This window comes from Nocardia sp. NBC_01377 (assembly GCF_045040005.1).
GTDB classification, from domain to species: Bacteria; Actinomycetota; Actinomycetes; order Mycobacteriales; family Mycobacteriaceae; genus Nocardia; species Nocardia noduli.
Genome location: NZ_CP109566.1, coordinates 8840912 through 8859518, shown reverse-complemented (window position 1 = coordinate 8859518; position 18607 = coordinate 8840912). Strand labels below are relative to the sequence as shown.

Here is an 18607-nt window from a genome sequence, read left to right as displayed (position 1 = left end):
CCGGGCGTCTGTACGTGTGTCGGCGACGTTCGTCGACATGCAGAACCGGAACCCCTCGGAGCCCGGCACGGCAGTAAGCATAGCGGCACCGGGAGGGATCCGGTCGATCCCCCCTACTTGGTCGCTTGCTTACCAACACTTTACCAAGTTATCTACGACGCTGTGTAGGGGGGTGATGTTATTCGGGGGCGGGGTCCGGTTCTGGGTCTCCCGCGGGGGTCGTCACGTACGGAACCTTCTGGCGCAGAACACCGTAGGTCTCGGCCCCGAGGACGATCAGCAGCGCGCCGATCACGGTGAGGAACAGCGCGGTGCGGTTGTAGAAGTCGAAGTTGTTCAGCACGCCGGCCACGATCAGCACGACGAGCACCTTGCCGACCCAGCTGACCAGCATCACAAGGCCCGCGGTACTCGGCGGCAGCTTCGCGCCGAAGAGGATCACGGCCGCCGTGGTGAGGATGAATCCGCCGCCGATGGCCGCGCCGAGCAGAGCGCCCCAGAGGCCCTCGACACCCGCGGTGGCGGTCGCGATGGCGACCGAGAGCACGATCAGCACCGCGAGGCCGATCAGGCCGTAACGCAGTGCCGCGCGCAGGGGCGCGTCGGGACCGGGGACAGGGGTCGGGGTGAAGCTCACGATCGGGCCTCGCTGACGGTCTTGACGGTCGCGTCTTTACTTGACGCCGTATTGTCGATCCGCTCGCTCACGTGGACCGACTTTACCCGTGCGGCTGCTGGTCGCCCGCGGGCTCCCCGCGTCGCATACCGGGAATAGCGGTCACCACCAGCGCGAAGACCAGCCCGCCCGCCATCAGCAGGACGACGAGCCGCCGGTCCATCAGTGAACTCCCGACCGCGCCGAACGCGAGCACGCCGACCCACAAATATATGAGCAGCACCACGCGACGATGCGAATGCCCGATCTGTAGTAAGCGATGATGCAAGTGCATTTTGTCCGGAGTCGAGAAACTGACCCCGGCACGGACGCGGCGCACGATCGCCAATACGAGATCGAGCACCGGAATGAACATCACGGCGCCGACCAGCAGCAGCGGTGAGAGCAGACCGACGATGTCGCGCGGGCCGAAACCCTGCAGCGGAATCCGGCCGGACGCACTCGTCGAGATCGCGGCCAGCACGAGACCGATCAACATCGATCCCGAATCGCCCATGAATATTCGGGCGGGCTGGAAATTGTGCGGAAGGAATCCCAGACAGGCGCCCGCCATCGCCGCGGCGAGCAGCGCGGGCGGATAGGTGTCGACCGAACCGCCCTGTTCGTTCATCAGACCCACGGCGAACACGAATACCGCGGCCGCGCATATCAACCCGAGTCCGGCCGCGAGGCCGTCGAGACCGTCGACGAAGTTCATCGCGTTGACGAGGGTGACGGTGACGGCGACCGTCACCAGACCACCCTGAAGGGCGTCGAGCGAAATCGTGGAATTGGTGAACGGGTTGTAGATGCTGTACCAGCTCAGACCCATCACGGCCATCACACCGGCCGCGGTGACCTGCCCGGCGAATTTGGTCAGCGCGTCCAGGCCCCATCGGTCGTCGACGATGCCGACGAGCACGATCAGCGTCGCCGCGACGAGTACCGCGGGGATATCCGGCGCGTAATCGAAACCCCTGCGCAGAGCGGGTAATTGGTGCGCGAACAACACCGCCGCGACCAGGCCGACGTACATGCCGACGCCGCCCATGCGCGGGACCGGCTTGACGTGGACGTCACGCTCACGCGGAACCGCGACCGCGCCGAAGGCGATCGCGAGCACCCGGATGCCGCCGGTGGCCAGGAATGTCACCGTCGCCGAGATCAACAGGACGAGCAGCAGCTCGCGCAACGGAACGATGGAACTCATTCGGCGGACCGCCCGATCACCCGTCGGTCCGTTCGGCGCTCGCGCATCGGTCGCCGCTCACCGCGTAGCGGCACTGGTCAACTCGTCGGGCGCCATGCCGAGCACTTCGGCGATCTTCTCGACCGGCACCGCGCCCTCGCGCAGGATGCGCGGCCGGTCCGCGGTGAGATCGACGATCGTGGAGGCGACGGCATGGTCGGAACGACCGCCGTCGAGGTACACCCCGATCAGATCGCCGAGCTGATCGCGGGCCTCGGGCGCGGTCTTGGCGGGGGGCTGCCCCGAGACATTGGCACTCGACACCGCGAGCGGCCCTACCTTGTCGAGCAGTTCCAGCGCGACCGGATGCAGCGGCATGCGCAGCATCACCGTTCCCCTGGTATCGCCGAGATCCCAGGCGAGCGAAGGCGCTTGCTCCACAACGAGACTCAGGCCACCCGGCCAGAAGGCCCGGATCAGTTCGCGGGCCTGCGGACGCACCGAGAACACCAGACCGTCGATGGTGTTCCACGATCCGACCAGAACCGGCACCGGCATATCGCGGCCGCGGCGCTTGGCGGCCAGCAACGAACTCACCGCGGCGGAATCGAACGCGTCGGCGGCGAGGCCGTACAACGTGTCGGTCGGCATCACCACGAGTCGCCCTGACTTCAGTGCACTGGTGGCCGCGGCCAGTCCGGCGGCACGCGAATCGGGATCCGCGCAGTCGTAGACGGTACTCACGGCCCCCATACTGTCACGCGACCCGGCGACGACTGGTATCAGGCCGTCGCGGCCTCGAACCCACCGTGTCGGTGATCGGTGCCACGTTCCACCGTTCTCGATCCAACGGAGCCGAATCATGCCGTTCGGCTCCACGAGCGAGCATCCGTGTCCGCGGGACGACCTCGACGTCTACGCCGCTTCGGTCTGCGACCGGATCACGCCCGATCGCCGGAAACCGCCCTGCGCGCGACGACGAACCGTGGACGGCCCGCGAGGTCGGGGTGTTCGATGACATCGGTGAACATCCCGACCTCGGCGTTCAGCAGGGCGGCCAGTGTCGAGCCGTTGGAATCGTCGTGTTCGATGGCCGTCGCACCGCCGGGACGCAGTAGCCGGGCGATGGTCGGGACCATGCCGCGGACCACGTCGAGCCCGTCGGTTCCGCCGAAGAGGGCGCGGTGCGGATCGTGGTCGACGACTTCCGGGTCGAGGACCGTGTCCTCGGGGATGTAGGGCGGGTTGGAGACGACCACGTCGACGCGGCCGTTCAATTCGGTGAGCAACGTCGGATCGGTGACGTCGGCGGCGTGCAGGACTATCGCGGTGTCACCGTCGGCGGCGCGGTCGTCGGCATTGCGACGCGCCCAAACCAGCGCGTCCGGGTCGAGTTCGACCGCGTGCACCCGCGCGTCGGGACGGGCGTGCGCGATGGCGAGCGCCAGAGCGCCCGAACCGGTGCACAGGTCGACGACGATCGGCGAATGATCGCGCGGCAGGGTCTCGAGAAATGCCAGCGCCCAGGCGAAAAGCAATTCGGTCTCCGGGCGGGGGACGAAAACACCCGGTCCCACCGCGAGGTCGATCTCTCCCATCGCCGCGACACCGGTCAGATGTTGCAGCGGAATGCGTCGCGCGCGACGTGCGACCAGTTCGCGGTACCGCTCGAGCTGCTCCGGTTCGATCAGCGGGACCAGTATCAGCCGGGTGCGCTGCACCCCGAGCAGATGCGCCGCCAGCAGTTCGGCATCCGTGCGGGGGCTGTGCACCCCGGCCTGCCGCAGGATCTCGGCGGCCTCGTCGACAGCCGGACGCAGCGCGATTCGTGTCATCGGCCGACACCCGCCTTTCCTCTCACATCGAACACGGAAAACGGCCACGCGTATCCGGGCACACCGTCGGCGTGGGCCGCGCGCACCGGCTCGGCACACCGTTCACACCGCATCGACGGCAGCGCGTGCTGACCGCCGACAAGCTCACCGCGTGGTCTTGCCTCGGCCGGAAGAAACTTCCGGTCACTCCCCCGACATGCGCGCTTCGCGATCCGCCTTCGCCAGGGCGTCGAGCAGCGCGTCGAGCTCACCGTCGAGGACGGTGTCGAGATTGTGCGCCTTGAAACCGATGCGGTGATCGGCGATCCGATTCTCCGGGAAGTTGTAGGTGCGGATGCGTTCGGAGCGATCGACGGTGCGGATCTGCCCGGCCCGGCCCGCGGCGGCCTCCTGATCGGCCTGTTCCTCGGCGAGGGCTTGCAGCCGGGCGGCGAGCACCTGCATGGCGCGGGCCTTGTTCTGCAACTGCGAACGCTCGTTCTGGCAGGTCACCACGATGCCGGAGGGCAGGTGGGTGATGCGGACCGCGGAGTCGGTGGTGTTGACGCCCTGACCGCCCTTACCCGAGGACCGGTACACGTCGATGCGCAGGTCGGTCTCGTCGATCTGCACCTCTTCGACCTCGTCGGGTTCGGGGTAGATCAGGACACCGGCCGCCGAGGTGTGGATCCGGCCCTGCGATTCGGTGACGGGCACCCGCTGCACGCGGTGCACACCGCCTTCGAATTTCAGGCGCGACCAGACGCCGTCGCGGGTAGCGTCACGGCTCTTGATGGACAGTGTCGCGTCCTTGTAGCCGCCGAGATCGGAGACGGTGACACCGAGGATCTCGACCTTCCAGCCGTGCCGCTCGGCGTAGCGCACGTACATGCGGGCCAGGTCGGAGGCGAACAGCGCGGATTCCTCGCCGCCTTCACCGGATTTCACTTCCAGCACCACGTCGTCGCCGTCGTGCGGGTCGCGCGGGGCCAGCAGATCGGCCAGCGTCTGTTCCAGCTCGACGACCTGGGCCTCCAGCTCGGGCACCTCGGCCGCGAAGGACGAATCGTCGGCGGCCAGTTCCTTGGCGGCCGCGAGATCGTCGCGGGCGGCGCTCAGTTTGCCGTGGGTCGCCATGACCGGCGCGAGTTCGGCGAAACGTTTGCCGACTCGGCGGGCCGCACCCGGATCGTTGTGCAGGGCCGGATCGGCCAGCTGCATCTCCAGACCCGCGTGCTCGGCCAGAATGTCATCGATCGCGGACGGCTGCGTCATGGTTGGGCTCCCTCTCAGATGTGCCCGGCGGCGAAGACCACGGCCACCGGGAATGCCGCTGCAAACGCACCGACGCCCGGCCTGCGATGCAGGACCGGGCGTCGGCGGGGAAGCTAGTTGGCGTCGGCTTCGGCTTCGGCCTTCTTGCCGGCGCGCTTGCCGTAGCGAGCCTCGAAGCGGGCGACACGGCCACCGGTGTCGAGGATCTTCTGCTTACCCGTGTAGAACGGATGGCACTGCGAGCAGACCTCGACGGTGATGTGTCCCGACTCCTTGGTGCTGCGAGTCTGGAAGGTATTACCGCAACCACAGACGACGGTGGTGTCGACGTAGGTGGGGTGGATTCCTGCCTTCATGGATGTCCTCTCGATATTGGTCGCCGGGTCGCCCACGAGTGTGAGCGTGAACCGGAACCGACTAGGCGGGATTGTCTGCGCGAACGCACAGACGCACGGCGATCCAGTATGCCAGAACCGTTCGTACGCTAGAGGAACACCCCCCGCCCACCGTTTGTTCCTGAACTTTTCCGCGTCCGGGCCGGAAATACCGAAAGGGCCCCGCGTACGCGAGGCCCTTTCGGTGTCGTTCGGTTATTCGTCCAGCGCGCCCGGTGCGGTCTTGCTGACCTGCATCAGGAACTCCAGGTTGTTCTTGGACTTCTTCAGTCGGTCGATCAGCAGATCGATCGCCTGGTGCGAGTCCAGTCCGGACAGCACGCGACGCAACTTGTGCAGCACCGCCGCCTCGTCCGGGTTGAGCAGCAACTCGTCCTTACGGGTACCGGACGGGTTGACATCCACCGCCGGGAACACCCGCCGTTCCGCGATCTTGCGGTCCAGCTTGAGCTCGGCGTTGCCGGTGCCCTTGAACTCCTCGAAGATCACCGTGTCACCGGTCGAACCGGTTTCCACCATCGCGGTAGCGATGATCGTCAGCGAGCCGCCGTTCTCGATATTGCGGGCCGCGCCGAGGAACCGCTTGGGCGGGTACAGCGCGGTCGAGTCGACACCACCGGAGAGGATACGACCCGAAGCGGGCGAGGAGTTGTTGTAAGCGCGGCCCAATCGGGTGATCGAGTCGAGCAGCACCACAACGTCTTTGCCCATTTCCACCAGGCGCTTGGCGCGCTCGATGGCGAGTTCGGCGACCGAGGTGTGATCCGCCGGCGGCCGGTCGAAGGTCGAGGCGATGACCTCACCCTTCACCGAACGCTGCATATCGGTGACCTCTTCCGGACGTTCGTCGACCAGCACGACCATGAGGTAGCACTCGGGGTTATTGGTCGCGATCGCGTTGGCGATGTCCTGCATGATCGTCGTCTTACCGGCCTTGGGCGGCGAGACGATGAGGGCGCGCTGGCCCTTACCGATCGGCATGATCAGGTCGATGACCCTGGTCGTCAGCTTGTTGGGCTGGGTTTCCAGGCGCAGTCGCTGATTCGGGTACAACGGGGTGAGCTTGCTGAACTCGGGACGACGCCTGGCCGCCTCGAGGTCACCGCCGTTGACGGTGTCCAGACGCACCAGCGGATCGAACTTCTGCCGCTGATTGCTCTGCTCACCGTCACGCGGGGCGCGCACCGCACCGGTGATCGCGTCACCGCGGCGCAGGCCGTTCTTGCGGACGAGATTCATCGACACGTAGACATCGTTCGGCCCGGCCAGGTAGCCCGAGGTGCGAACGAAGGCGTAGTTGTCCAGCACGTCGAGGATGCCCGCGACCGGCTGGAGCACGTCGTCGTCGCGAATCTCGAGCTCACGTGCCTCGCCGACGCTCGGGGCGCCTTCGCGGTCACGACCGCGACGACGTTCCCGGAACCGGCGTCCGCGACGTCCGCGACCGCCTTCTTCGTCGTCGCCGCCCCGGTCGGCACCGCGATTGCTCTCGCCACGCGGGCCCGCGCTGCCGTTCTGGTTGCGGTCACCCTGGCTGTTGCGATCGCTCTGGCCGCGCTCACCGCGATCGCGGTCGCCCTGATTGCGGTCACCCTGGTTGCGGTCGCCCTGGCTGTTGCGGTCGCCCTGGCTGCGCTCGCCACGATCGCGCTGCTCACCCTGGTTACGGTCACCCTGACCGCGCTCGCCCTGATTGCGCTCACGACGACGCTCGCCCTGGTCGCCGTCCTGCTTCGGCTCGTCACCGCGCGCGTCGGCAGATTCGCCACCGCCCGATCGAGCCTGGTCACGACCGCGACGCTGACGACCACGGCCGCGCTGCCCCGACTCGCGGCCGGAATCCTCGGAGGTCTCCGAAGACCCCACAGCACCCGCGGCGCCCGTGTCGGCCTTCGCGGTCTCGGCTCGGCCGTTGTCGGCCTTCACCTCGGTCTTGGGGGAATCGAGCTTGGGGGATTCGACCACTGCCGAATCGACCTGAGCGGATTTCGTCCGCGCGACCTCGGTCGCCTTCTCCTTCACCGGTGCGGACGCCTTCGCGGGAGCGGCTTCCTTGGCGGGCGGCGTCACATCGAGGGTCGCCTGCTCACCCTTCCCCTCGCCGCGCGCGGGCTTGTCCGACTTCGCCGGCTTTCCGGCTTGATTTTCCTTGATGGCGGCGATCAAATCGCCCTTGCGCATTCCGGAGGTGCCTCGGATACCGAGTTCCCCCGCGAGCGCGCGCAACTGCGGCAACAACATTCCAGTCAGCCCCGATCGTGCGACGTCGGTTTTTTCGCTCATCTTCGAAATCTGCCCGGAGTCACTTTCGCTGCCACCCGAGGAACTCGGGTTGGATTCCACCCCGGGGGTCGCGAGCAGGTCCGTATCTGTCACGGAAATCCTTTCCTTCCCTCGATTGCCGTGTGCTGTGTCGAGGGTTTCGTCCCGCAGTCCGGGCACCGTGCCGGACTCGGATGCCGTAAATCACCTGCCCCGCCGGACCGGCGGCTTCGCCACCGGATTATGAAAGGTGGGAGAGATCATTCCAGTTGCGCAGCTACGCAGCACCCCCATGGCCTGGAGGCTCGAGCCTGGAGCCTGCTGGAGCGATTGCCCTGATGAAGCACCGGCGTCTGATGCGCACGATGTACGGACTCGCCCAGGATAGCTGGCAACGGTAAGCATCGGCAAGACGGACTCGCCGTCAGCCGACTCGGACGCCCTCGGCGAGTCCCGGTTCGACCACCCGGAGCCCGTCCGCGACCGCGAGTCGGCGCAGATCAGCGGGGAATTCGCTGGTCCCGAGGGCCAGGATGGTCGGACCGGCGCCGGAGACGGTGGCGGCGATTCCCGCGGCCCGCAGCCTGGTGATCCAGGCCGTCGTCAGTGGCAGCGCGGGTGCGCGCTGGGTCTGATGCAATTTGTCGCAGGTCGCGGGCAGGAGCAGGTCGGGACGCTCGGTCAGCGCGACGACGGCCAGCGCCGCACGGCTCACATTGAAGGCCGCGTCGGCGTGTGGCACGGTCTCGGGCAGTAGACCGCGGGTGTGCGCGGTCGACGAACGCACCTCGGGGATGAGGACGACCGGGTGCAGCGACGCATGCGGATCGAGTCTCACCGCGCGGTAGATCCGGCTGTGATCCGGTACGTCCTCGCCTCCGGCGCCCGCTTCGGCGGCGGTTTCGGTCCAGGACACCACGATTCCGCCGAGCACGCTGGCCGCCGCGTTATCCGGGTGGCCTTCGAATTCCGAGGCCAACTGCACCAACCGGGCCGGGTCGGTGGCCAGTGCCGGATCGAGTCGGGCGGCGAGGGCACAGCCCGCGGCCAGTCCGCCGACCACGGCCGACGCCGAGGAACCGAGTCCGCGTGAATGCGGAATCACATTGCGGCACACCACATCGAGGCCGTCGGCCCAGACACCCGCCGATTCGAGACCGCGCTCGATCGCCCGCACCACCAGATGCGAAGGGCCCCACGGCACGTCGCCGGCGCCCTCACCCTCGACCCGGATCGTGAGACCGGATTCGGTGGTGCGCACCTCGATCTCGTCGTAGATGCCGAGTGCCATACCGAGCGAGTCGAATCCGGGACCCAGATTGGCCGTCGACGCGGGTACCCGCGCGGTGACCGAGAGCCCGACGGGCAGGGTCACGGCCACCACTTGACTGTCGCGCGAATTCAACTCAGGCCAGCTCGAGTTCGGCGGCGATGGCGACCGGATCGACCGGAATCGCTTGCACCTGCGGCATTCCCAACAGCGCGGTGTCGGGATCCTTCAGGCCGTTACCCGTGACGGTGCACACGATGGTCAGCCCGGTGCCGAGCCAGCCGTCCTTGTGCGCCGCGAGCACGCCCGCGACGCTCGCCGCGGACGCGGGTTCGACGAAAACGCCCTCCCGCGCCGCGACCAGGCGGTACGCCTCGAGGATCTCGTCGTCGGTGGCCGCCCGGAAAGCGCCGCCGGACTGTTCCTTGGCCTCGACCGCGCCGTTCCACGAGGCGGGCGCGCCGATCCGGATGGCGGTCGCGATGGTCTCGGGATTCGAGACCGGTGCGCCGTTGACCAGCGGCGCGGCCCCGGCCGCCTGCACGCCGAGCATGCGCGGCAGACCGGTGGTGATGTTGTCGGCGTAGTACTCGCGGTACCCGCGCCAGTAGGCGGTGATGTTGCCCGCGTTGCCGACGGGCAGCGCGTGCACGTCCGGCGCCCGACCGAGTACGTCGCAGATTTCGAACGAGGCGGTCTTCTGCCCCTCGATCCGCGCCGGGTTCACCGAATTCACCAGCCCGACCTCGGGAAAGTCCGAGGTCACCTTGCGGGCCAATTCGAGGCAGTCGTCGAAATTGCCGTCGACCTGGATGATCTTCGCGCCGAGCATGACCGCCTGGGCCAGTTTGCCCATCGCGATCTTGCCCTGCGGGATCAGTACCGCGCAGCTCATCCCGGCACGGGTGGCGTACGCCGCCGCCGATGCCGAGGTGTTGCCGGTGGACGCGCACAGCACCGCCTTCTGGCCGCGGTACTTGGCGTCGGTCATCGCCATCGTCATACCGCGGTCCTTGAAGGAACCGGTCGGATTCGCACCCTCGACCTTGAGGTACACCTCGCAGCCGGTCAGCTCGGACAGGTACGGCGCGGGCACCAAGGGGGTGCCGCCCTCGAACAGGGTCACCGGCTCCCAGTCGGCCGCACCCCGCAGACGATCGCGGTAGGCCGCGATCAAACCAGGCCAGCGCGAATGCACGCCGGCTTGCGGGGCGATCGCCTTCCCGCCCTGCTGCCCGATACCGGTACTCATTCCTCGGTGCCTTCCAATCTCAGAACGCTGGTCACATTGGTGACGGATGTCATCTCCGCGAGAGCGGCGACGGTATCCGCGAGCGCCGACTCCACCGCGTGATGGGTGACGACGACCAGGCGCGCACCCTCGCCGTGCCCTTCCTGGCGCACGGTGGAAATGCTGACGCCGTGGTTGGCGAATTCGCCCGCGACCTTCGCCAGGACCCCCGGGACATCTTCGACCTGGAGATTCACGTGGTAGCGAGTGGGCGTATCGCCGATCGGCGCGATCGGTAGCTCAGCATAAACCGATTCACCGGGGGCGCGGCCACCGAAGAATTTGTTCCTGGCCGCCATGACCAGATCGCCGAGTACCGCCGACGCGGTCGGAGCGCCGCCCGCGCCCTGACCATAGAACATGAGTCGTCCGGCGTTCTCCGCTTCCACCACGACCGCGTTGAACGCGCCGCTGACGGCGGCCAGCGGATGTTTGCGAGGAATGAGCGCCGGGTAGACGCGCACCGAGATGCGCTCCTTGCCGCCCTCGGCCGGGGTGGGCTCACCCGGTCCCGCGCCCACTCGCTCACAGATGGCGAGGAGCTTGACCGTGCAATTCACCGCCGAGGCCGTTTCCAGGTCCTCGGCGCTGATCTTCGAGATGCCCTCGCGGTAGACGTCGGCGGCGGTGACCCGGGTGTGGAAGGCCAGCGAGGCCAGGATCGCGGCCTTGGCCGCGGCGTCGTAACCCTCGACGTCGGCGGTCGGATCGGCTTCGGCGTAACCGAGGCGGGTGGCCTCGGCCAGCGTCGCCGAATAGTCGGCGCCGGTCTCGTCCATCGCGGAGAGGATGAAATTGGTGGTGCCGTTGACGATGCCGACGACACGGTTGACCCGATCGCCGGACAGCGACTGGATCAGCGGACGCACCACCGGGATCGCACCGGCGACGGCGGCCTCGAAGTAGAGGTCGGCGCGGTTGCGTTCGGCGGCCGCGGCGAGTTCGCCGGTGTAGTCGGCCAGCAACGCCTTGTTCGCGGTCACCACGGATTTGCCCGCGTTCAACGCGGCGAGGATGAGGCGGCGGGCCGGGTCGATACCGCCGACCACCTCGACCACGAGGTCGACGTCGTCGCGGGCGACGAGCGCGTCCGCGTCGGTGGTGAGCAGTTCGGCGGGCAGCCCGCGATCCTTGGCGAGATCGCGCACGGCGACACCGCGCAGCACCACCGGCGCGCCCACGCGCGAGCGCAGGTCCTCGGCGTGGTCGCGCAGAATCCGCACCACCTCGGTGCCGACATTGCCCATACCGAGGACAGCGACGCCGAGCGGTCGATCCGCTCCCCAGTTACCGTTCTTGGCCACTGCGGTCATGACTGTTGCACCTCCAGGCTGAGCAGATCTGCGACCGTTTCCCGGCGCAGGATCAGCCGCGGCTGCCCGTCACGGACGGCGACGACCGCCGGGCGGGTCAACTGGTTGTAGCGGCTGGACATCGAGTAGCAGTACGCGCCGGTGGCGGCCACCGCGATCAGGTCGCCCGGGCCGACATCGGCGGGCATCCAGGTGTCACGAATGACGATATCGCCGCTCTCGCAATGTTTTCCGACCACGCGCGCGACGACCGGCTGGGCCTCCGACGAGCGCGAGACCAGACGGCAATCGTAGTCCGCCTGATACAGCGCGGGGCGGATGTTGTCGCTCATGCCGCCGTCGACGCTGACGTAACGCCTGCGCAGTCCGCCGTCGAGGGAGACGTCTTTGGTGGTGCCGACCTCGTAGAGGGTGACCGTGCCTGGACCGGCGATGGCGCGACCCGGTTCGACCGCGATCTTCGGCGTCGGCAGGCCCGCGTAGGCGGCCTCCGCTTCGACGAGCCCGCGCAGTTTGGCCGCGAACTCGTCCAGCGGCGGCGGATTGTCGCTAGGCAGGTACGAAATACCCAGTCCCCCACCGAGATCCAGAATCGAGATCTGCGCGGTGCGTTCCGCGCCGAATTTGTCGATGGCGTCGCGCAGCAGGCCGAGCATGCGACGGGCCGCGATCTCGAATCCGTCGATCTCGAAGATCTGCGATCCGATATGGCTGTGCAGGCCGACCAGTCGCAGGTTCTTCGCCTCGAAGACCAGCGCGAGCGCCTCCATCGCGTCGCCGCCCGCGATCGAGAAACCGAACTTCTGATCCTCGTGCGCGGTCGAGATGTATTCGTGCGTATGGGCTTCCACGCCGACGGTGACGCGCACCAGCACGTCCTGCACCACCCCGGCCGCGCCCGCGACCGCCTCGAGACGCTCGATCTCGATCAGCGAGTCGACCACCACGTGGCCGACACCGGCGCGCACCGCGGTTTCCAGTTCGTCCACCGATTTGTTGTTGCCGTGCAACGCGATTCGCTGCGCGGGGAAGCCGGCGTGCAGGGCGATCGCCAACTCGCCGCCGGAGCAGACGTCCAGCGACAAGCCCTCGTCGCGGATCCAGCGGGCGATCTCGCCGCACAGGAATGCCTTGGAAGCGTAGTGCACCCGCGCGTCGGGCCCGAAGGCGCGCACCATGTCGCGGCAGCGGGAGCGGAAATCGTCCTCATCGATGACGAACAGCGGGGTTCCGTACTCGGCGGCCAGATCCCGCACCGGCACGCCCGCGAACCGCACCGCGCCGTCGTCGTCACGGGAGGCGTTGCGGGGCCAGACGTTCGCGGGCAGGTTGATCATCTGCCTCGGATCCGAAGGCCGCTCGGCCAGATTCGGGGCGTGCGGGATTTCGGCGTGCCGGGGTCCGGCGGGATGAGCACTCACCGTGCTTCCTTCCTGAGATCAGCGAGCGCGCTCGCGCGACTCGACAGTGACGCACTCACATTCGCTCCGGTGCGCTGACACCCAGCAGTCCGAGACCGTTCGCCAGCACCTGACGGGTCGCCTTGACCAGTTCGAGCCGCGCGGCGTTGAGCGCGCTGACCGGCTCCTCACCCCGGGGCAGCACCCGCATGTCGTCGTCGGATTGGAAGGGGTGATAGGCCCCGGCCAGTTCCTCCAGGTAGCGCACGACCCGGTGCGGTTCGCGCATCTCGGCTGCGCTGGTCACCACGCGCGGGTATTCCCCGATGGTGCGAATCAGCTCACCCTCCCGATCCGAACTCATCAGCGCGAAATCCGGTGCGACGGAGGGGAAATCGAAGGCGGACGCGTTGTCGATGATGCGGCAGGTGCGCGCGTGCGCGTACTGGACGTAGTAGATCGGATTCTCGTTGTTCTGTTTGGTCCACAGATCCAGATCGATATCGATGCTGGAGTTGACCGACGAACGAACCAGCGAATAGCGCGCGGCGTCGACGCCGATCGCCTCGACCAGATCGTCGAGTGTGACGACGGTGCCCGCGCGCTTGCTCATCCGCACGGCGACACCGTCTTTCACCAGATTCACCATCTGGCCTATGAGCACCTCGACGGTGTCGGGGTTGTCGCCGAACGCGGCCGCGGCGGCCTTGAGCCTGCCGATGTATCCGTGATGATCGGCGCCGAGCATGTAGATGCACAGATCGAAGCCGCGGGCCCGCTTGTTTTGGAAGTAGGCGATATCACCGGCGATATAGGCGGAGGTGCCGTCGCTCTTGATGACGACGCGGTCCTTGTCGTCACCGTATTCGGTGCTGGCGATCCACCAGGCGCCGTCCTTCTCGTACAGATTGCCCGAGGTCTTCAACTCCTCGACGGCCTTCTCGACCGCGCCGGAGGCGAACAGCGAACTCTCGTTGAAGTACACGTCGAAGTCGGTGCCGAAATCGTGCAGGGTCTGCTTGATGTGGGTGAACATCAACTCGACGCCCTCGCGCCGGAACAGCTCGTGACGCCGCGGCTCGGGCAGGGTCAGCGCGTCCGGATGCGCGGCGAGCAGCGTCGCGGCGATCTCGGTGATGTAGGCGCCCGCGTAACCGTCCTCCGGGGTCGGCGCGCCGGTGGCGGCGGCGACGAGCGAGTTCGCGAACCGGTCGATCTGCGCGCCGTTGTCGTTGAAGTAGTACTCGCGGGTGACATCGCCGCCCTGCGCGGCCAGGATGCGGCCGAGAGCGTCGCCGACGGACGCCCACCGGGTACCGCCCAGGTGGATCGGCCCGGTCGGATTCGCGGAGACGAATTCCAGATTGATCGCGGTACCGGCCAACGCGTCACCGGTTCCGTACGCCGTGCCCGCGGCCAGCACCTTCGTCACGATCGCACCCTGTGCGGCGGCGGCGAGACGGATATTCAGGAAGCCGGGACCGGCGACCTCGGCCGAGGCGATATCGTCCGCGGCGGCCAGCGCTTCGGCCAGCCAGCCCGCCAGTTCCCTCGGGTTCGCGCCCGCCTTCTTCCCGACCTGAAGCGCCACATTCGTGGCATAGTCACCGTGTTCCGGATTACGCGGACGCTCGACAGTGACCTCGTCGGGGAGGACCTGGGGGTCCAGTCCACGTTCGGCGAGCACCTTCGCGGCGATCGCGCGGAGGAGGTCTGCAAGGTCAGCTGGAGTCACGAGTCTCTATCCTATGGTCTGGGCAGGTGAACACCTTCGGGTGGGCACCACGCAGCACAGCGCAATCATCACGTCGAGAGAGACACGAGCGATGTCGAGTAGCAATGCCTCGAAGTCGGCCAAGGCCGTCCGAGCCGCAGGGAAGGGCTCGCCCTCCCTCAAAAAAGGGGGCGGCGGCAAGAGCCGGCTTCCGGGGAAGCGCCAGATCCCGTGGATGGCCATCGGCGGGGCCGTGGTGATCATCGCATTGATCGGCGCCCTGGCATACAGCCTGGTCCCGAAATACCGCGACCAGGCCGACCTGGAGAAATTCACGCCGAGCGCGCAGAAGAAGGACCCCTCCGACCAGATCGCGGGTGTGCTGAAGAAGGACTACGCGCAGGGCGCGGGCAAGCATGTCGAGCCGACCCAGCGGGTGGCCTACGACCAGACCCCGCCCTTCGGCGGACCGCACGATTCGGCGTGGGCGGCGTGCACCGGTGTCGTCTACGGCAAGGCGATCCGTTCCGAGAACGCCGTGCACTCGCTCGAACACGGCGCGGTCTGGATCGCGTACAACCCGGACAAGGTCGACGCCGCGGGCGTCGCGACGCTGAGCAAGAAGGTCGAGGGCAAGGCGTACACGCTGATGTCGCCCTATCCGGGACTCGACAAGGCGATCTCGTTGCAGTCCTGGGGTCACCAGCTGAAGCTGGACAGCCCCGACGACAAGCGGATCAACCAGTTCATCACCGCGCTGCGCCAGAATCCCTACGGCGTGTACCCCGAGGTCGGCGCCGACTGCTCCAATCCGTACTTCGACCGTGAGAACCCGTCGCCGTTCGATCCGTCACCCGTCGGCCCCGGCGCGGTGCCGATGGACGGCTCCGGCATCGTCACCGATCCGGCGGAGCTGAGCGGTAGCGGCGGGGTTCCCGCGATGCCGAACATCCCCGGTGTGCCGACACTGCCGACCGGACTGGCGCCGCAGCCCCAGCAGGGACAGTAGTGGGATCATCGCCCGACGCCTCGGAGCCGGATCGCCCCGGCTCCGAGGTGAACCCCGGTGATTCGGGATCGGGGGACGTCGCCGCACTGTCGGAAACCTCCGGCACCGGAATGCGCGAGCAGTTCCGCACCCAGCGGACCGCGCTGCTGATCATCGGCGCGATCGGGGCCATCCTCATCGGCTTCGCCATCGGCACTCTGGCCCGCATCCCGCTCGACGGTTCCGCCGAACCCGATCCCGGAACCGTCGACATCGGCTTCACCCAGGACATGTCGGCCCATCACGCGCAAGCTGTCGAAATGGCGGGCATCGCCCTGATGCGTTCCACCGATCCCGACGTGCGCAGGATCGCCTACGACATCATGACCACCCAGCAGGCCCAGATCGGGCGCATGCAGGGCTGGCTCCAACTCTGGGGCAAGCCGGCCCAGGGCCTCGACGGCTACATGGGCTGGATGACCGACACCCGCGGCGGAGGCGGTCACGACCACGGCGGCACCGACAACCACGCCATGAACGGCCCGACGTCGACCATGCCGGGCATGGCCACCGCCGCCGAACTCGCCGCCCTGCGCCAGGCCACCCCCGCCGAGTTGGACCCGATGTTCCTGCGACTCATGCTGCGCCACCACCAGGGCGGTCTCACCATGATCGAATACGCCGCCGATCACGCCGAAACGACCGCGGTAGGCACCCTCGCGGCGGGAATGGCCGCCAGCCAGAAGAACGAATCGCAACTCCTCACCACCCTGCTGACCGCTCGCGGCGGCACCCCCCTCCCCCTCAACTGACACCCCAAATCCCCCGGCCCCACCTACTTTTTGGCGGACAGCACCCGATGCGATACGCTTTCCCCGCCCGATCGGACGGCTGATCCCCCCGATCGAGAACTATCCCGCCCTCGTAGCTCAGGGGATAGAGCGTCTGCCTCCGGAGCAGAAGGCCGCAGGTTCGAATCCTGCCGAGGGCACCACCGACAAAGGCTCCGCACCAGCACGAACACTGGTCGGGGCCTTTCTCGTTTGCTACGTCCGAGGTCAATCGACCGGGGTGACGATGTTGAATTGCGGGTCGAATTCGTCGAACAGTCCGAGAACGGATCGGAGCTTCTCGACGTCGCCGTCGACGGTGATCTGGCCCGCCGCCGACAGTTTGTCGAAGGTGGAGGGCTGGAAGATGATCGCGACGAGTCCCTGGTGGTCGAGGGTGATGGTGGCGTCGGGGGCGGCGAGTTCTTTGGGCCAGTAGTGCAGGACACCGTTGCGAACCTGGAAGGAATGCGGGCCGTCCAGGTCGGTGATGTTCAGGGCGAAGCGAGCCGAGTGTTCGACGGCGGCGGGACCGTTCAAGCGGATGGCGGCGTAGTCGAAGAGCAGGTCGATGGGCATGCCCATCACCATGTCCAGACCCGCGGCGGCGGTGGGGACGTCGCGGCGGGTGCCTTCGCGCAGTTCGAGCGCCGCGGTGAGGAAGGCGTTGCGCCACTGGGGACCTTCGGCCTGGTAGCCCAGTTGTTCGTAGGCGTCGGCCTGGAGGTTCTTGGCGTCGGCGTTGTCGGGTTCGGCGGTGACGACGTGGTCGAGAAGTTGCACCGCCCAGCGGTAGTCGCCGTCGCCGGACGCGGTGCGAGCCAGGTCGATGACGGCCGCCGCGCCACCCATGGCCTCGACATAGCGGGGCGCCGAGACGTTCTCCGGATGCGGGTACAGGGTGGCGGGATTGCCGTTGAACCAGCCGAGCTCCTTGTGAAAGACGGCCTTGAGGTCGTGGCTGAGGGTGCCGTGGTAGCCGCGATTCCACCAGGCTTTGTCCAGGGATTCGGGGAAGGTGATGCGTTCGGCGATCTCGATGGGCCGGTAACCGCGGTTGGCGAGTCGCAGGGCCTGGTCGTAGATGTATTTGTAGGCGTCGCGTTGGGATTCGAGGAATTCGCGCACGTGGGCGTTGCCCCACACCGGCCAGGTGTGCGGACCGAAGTGGACTTCGGCGTCGTCGCCGTAGCGTTCGAGTGCCTCGTCCAGGTAGTGGGCGAATTTCGAGGCGTCGCGGGTGCGCGCGCCGCGCAGGGTCTGGATGTTGTGCAGGCTGTGATTGGCGTTCTCCGCGCAGGTCAGCGCCCGATATTCGGGAATCCAGATATGCATTTCCTCCGGCGCCTCGGTGTCGGGGGTGTACTGGAATTCGAAGGTGATGCCGCCGAAGGTCCGCCGGGTGCCGGTTTCGGCGATGAGGTCGGTCGGGGCGATATAGCCGATGGCCGCGGGGGTTATCGCGGTGCCGATACCGCAGGAGACGAAGCCGCGGTCACCGGTCGGGAGGAGTTCGCCGAAGAAGTATTGGGCGCGCCGGGCCATGACATTGCCCGCGAGGACGTTCTCGCCGAGGGCCAGGCGATCGAAATCGAGACCGGGCGCGATGACGGCGACTTTCCCGGAGGCCACATCCTCGCGGGACGCGAAAGCCAACGCGCCACCGAAATGGTCGCCGTGGGTGTGGGTGTAGATGATCGCGGCGATCGGTTTGCGCGGGCGGTGCGCGAAATACAGGTCGCGAGCGACTTCGGAATTGCGGATGCCCTGGCCCGCGTCGATCAGGACCACCGAATCGGCGGTTTCGACGAAGGTGACATTGGCGATGTCGTGGTTGCGCACCTGGTAGATGCCGGGAACGACCTCGAACAGCCCGCCGACGGTGATCAACTGCGATTGCCGCCACAGACTCGGATGCACGGTGTCGGGGGCATCGGATTTCACCGACTGCTGCAATTCGGCCAGATCCCAGACGACCCGGCCGTCCCGGTCGGTGATTCGCCCGCCGTCGGGTAGTTCGGCGATCAGACCTCGGCCGACGTCGTCGTAATCGCGTTGATCGTCGAAGGCTAAATACTCCCGCGCCTGTTCACCCATCGACTTGGTCTGCGAGGTCGCCTCATGTGCCGAAACGGTCATTTCGTCTCCCGGAAGTCGATGGACGGCTACACCTGCCCGTGATTCTCGACAGCCGCGTGGACATGGGCCTCA

15 protein-coding genes and 1 tRNA gene are annotated in these 18607 nt (G+C 67.2%); 3 read left to right on the top strand and 13 right to left on the bottom strand.

Going from position 1 to position 18607, the window contains the following annotated elements:
* Window positions 1-178: 178 nt before the first annotated feature.
* The 12 genes from OG225_RS40450 to argS form a co-directional block, all read right to left on the bottom strand.
* Window positions 179-637, bottom strand: coding sequence for a hypothetical protein (locus tag OG225_RS40450; RefSeq protein WP_405179851.1), 459 nt, complete (start codon window positions 635-637; stop codon window positions 179-181).
* An 82-nt stretch (window positions 638-719) separates the two neighbouring features.
* Window positions 720-1865, bottom strand: coding sequence for a glycosyltransferase family 4 protein (locus tag OG225_RS40445; protein ID WP_216917208.1), 1146 nt, complete (start codon window positions 1863-1865; stop codon window positions 720-722).
* 57 nt (window positions 1866-1922) lie between these two features.
* On the bottom strand, window positions 1923-2588 hold the full coding sequence (locus OG225_RS40440) for an L-threonylcarbamoyladenylate synthase (RefSeq protein WP_405179850.1): 666 nt from the start codon (window positions 2586-2588) through the stop codon (window positions 1923-1925).
* A gap of 197 nt (window positions 2589-2785) precedes the next feature.
* A complete protein-coding gene (gene prmC / locus OG225_RS40435; protein ID WP_405179849.1) occupies window positions 2786-3679 on the bottom strand; it encodes a peptide chain release factor N(5)-glutamine methyltransferase in 894 nt (297 codons plus the stop codon).
* Window positions 3680-3862: 183 nt separating this feature from the next.
* A complete protein-coding gene (gene prfA, locus OG225_RS40430) occupies window positions 3863-4933 on the bottom strand; it encodes a peptide chain release factor 1 (RefSeq protein ID WP_216917210.1) in 1071 nt (356 codons plus the stop codon).
* A gap of 113 nt (window positions 4934-5046) precedes the next feature.
* Window positions 5047-5289, bottom strand: a complete 243-nt coding sequence (rpmE, locus tag OG225_RS40425) for a 50S ribosomal protein L31 (protein WP_216917218.1) — start codon at window positions 5287-5289, stop codon at window positions 5047-5049.
* Between the two features lie 234 nt (window positions 5290-5523).
* On the bottom strand, window positions 5524-7704 hold the full coding sequence (gene rho, locus OG225_RS40420) for a transcription termination factor Rho (protein WP_405179848.1): 2181 nt from the start codon (window positions 7702-7704) through the stop codon (window positions 5524-5526).
* Window positions 7705-8014: 310 nt separating this feature from the next.
* Entirely contained in the window at window positions 8015-8971 is a 957-nt protein-coding gene (thrB, locus tag OG225_RS40415; protein WP_405179847.1) for a homoserine kinase, read from the bottom strand.
* A 25-nt stretch (window positions 8972-8996) separates the two neighbouring features.
* Window positions 8997-10112, bottom strand: coding sequence for a threonine synthase (thrC, locus tag OG225_RS40410; RefSeq protein ID WP_405179846.1), 1116 nt, complete (start codon window positions 10110-10112; stop codon window positions 8997-8999).
* Window positions 10109-11464: a homoserine dehydrogenase gene (locus OG225_RS40405; RefSeq protein WP_405179845.1), complete on the bottom strand. Its 1356-nt coding sequence runs from the start codon at window positions 11462-11464 to the stop codon at window positions 10109-10111. The genes thrC and OG225_RS40405 overlap by 4 nt, the downstream gene beginning before the upstream one ends.
* The gene (lysA, locus tag OG225_RS40400; RefSeq protein ID WP_405179844.1) at window positions 11461-12885 is read right to left on the bottom strand and encodes a diaminopimelate decarboxylase; all 1425 of its coding nucleotides are present in this window, start codon (window positions 12883-12885) and stop codon (window positions 11461-11463) included. The genes OG225_RS40405 and lysA overlap by 4 nt, the downstream gene beginning before the upstream one ends.
* 55 nt (window positions 12886-12940) lie before the next feature.
* The gene (gene argS / locus OG225_RS40395; protein WP_216917216.1) at window positions 12941-14599 is read right to left on the bottom strand and encodes an arginine--tRNA ligase; all 1659 of its coding nucleotides are present in this window, start codon (window positions 14597-14599) and stop codon (window positions 12941-12943) included.
* 91 nt (window positions 14600-14690) lie between these two features.
* Between argS and OG225_RS40390 the strand changes: the two genes are divergently transcribed.
* From OG225_RS40390 to OG225_RS40380, 3 genes are all read left to right on the top strand, one after another.
* Complete coding sequence (locus OG225_RS40390; RefSeq protein ID WP_405179843.1) at window positions 14691-15587, top strand: DUF3105 domain-containing protein; 897 nt, start codon at window positions 14691-14693, stop codon at window positions 15585-15587.
* A gap of 110 nt (window positions 15588-15697) precedes the next feature.
* Window positions 15698-16378 (top strand): DUF305 domain-containing protein, encoded by a 681-nt coding sequence (locus OG225_RS40385; protein ID WP_405183520.1) that lies wholly within the window; start codon window positions 15698-15700, stop codon window positions 16376-16378.
* A gap of 106 nt (window positions 16379-16484) precedes the next feature.
* Window positions 16485-16560 (top strand) — tRNA-Arg (locus OG225_RS40380).
* A gap of 64 nt (window positions 16561-16624) precedes the next feature.
* On the opposite strand, the gene OG225_RS40375 is transcribed toward OG225_RS40380, so the two are convergent.
* Window positions 16625-18535 carry an alkyl/aryl-sulfatase gene (locus OG225_RS40375; protein ID WP_405179842.1) on the bottom strand — a complete coding sequence of 637 codons (1911 nt, stop codon included), beginning with the start codon at window positions 18533-18535 and terminating at the stop codon, window positions 16625-16627.
* Between the last annotated feature and the right edge of the window lie 72 nt (window positions 18536-18607).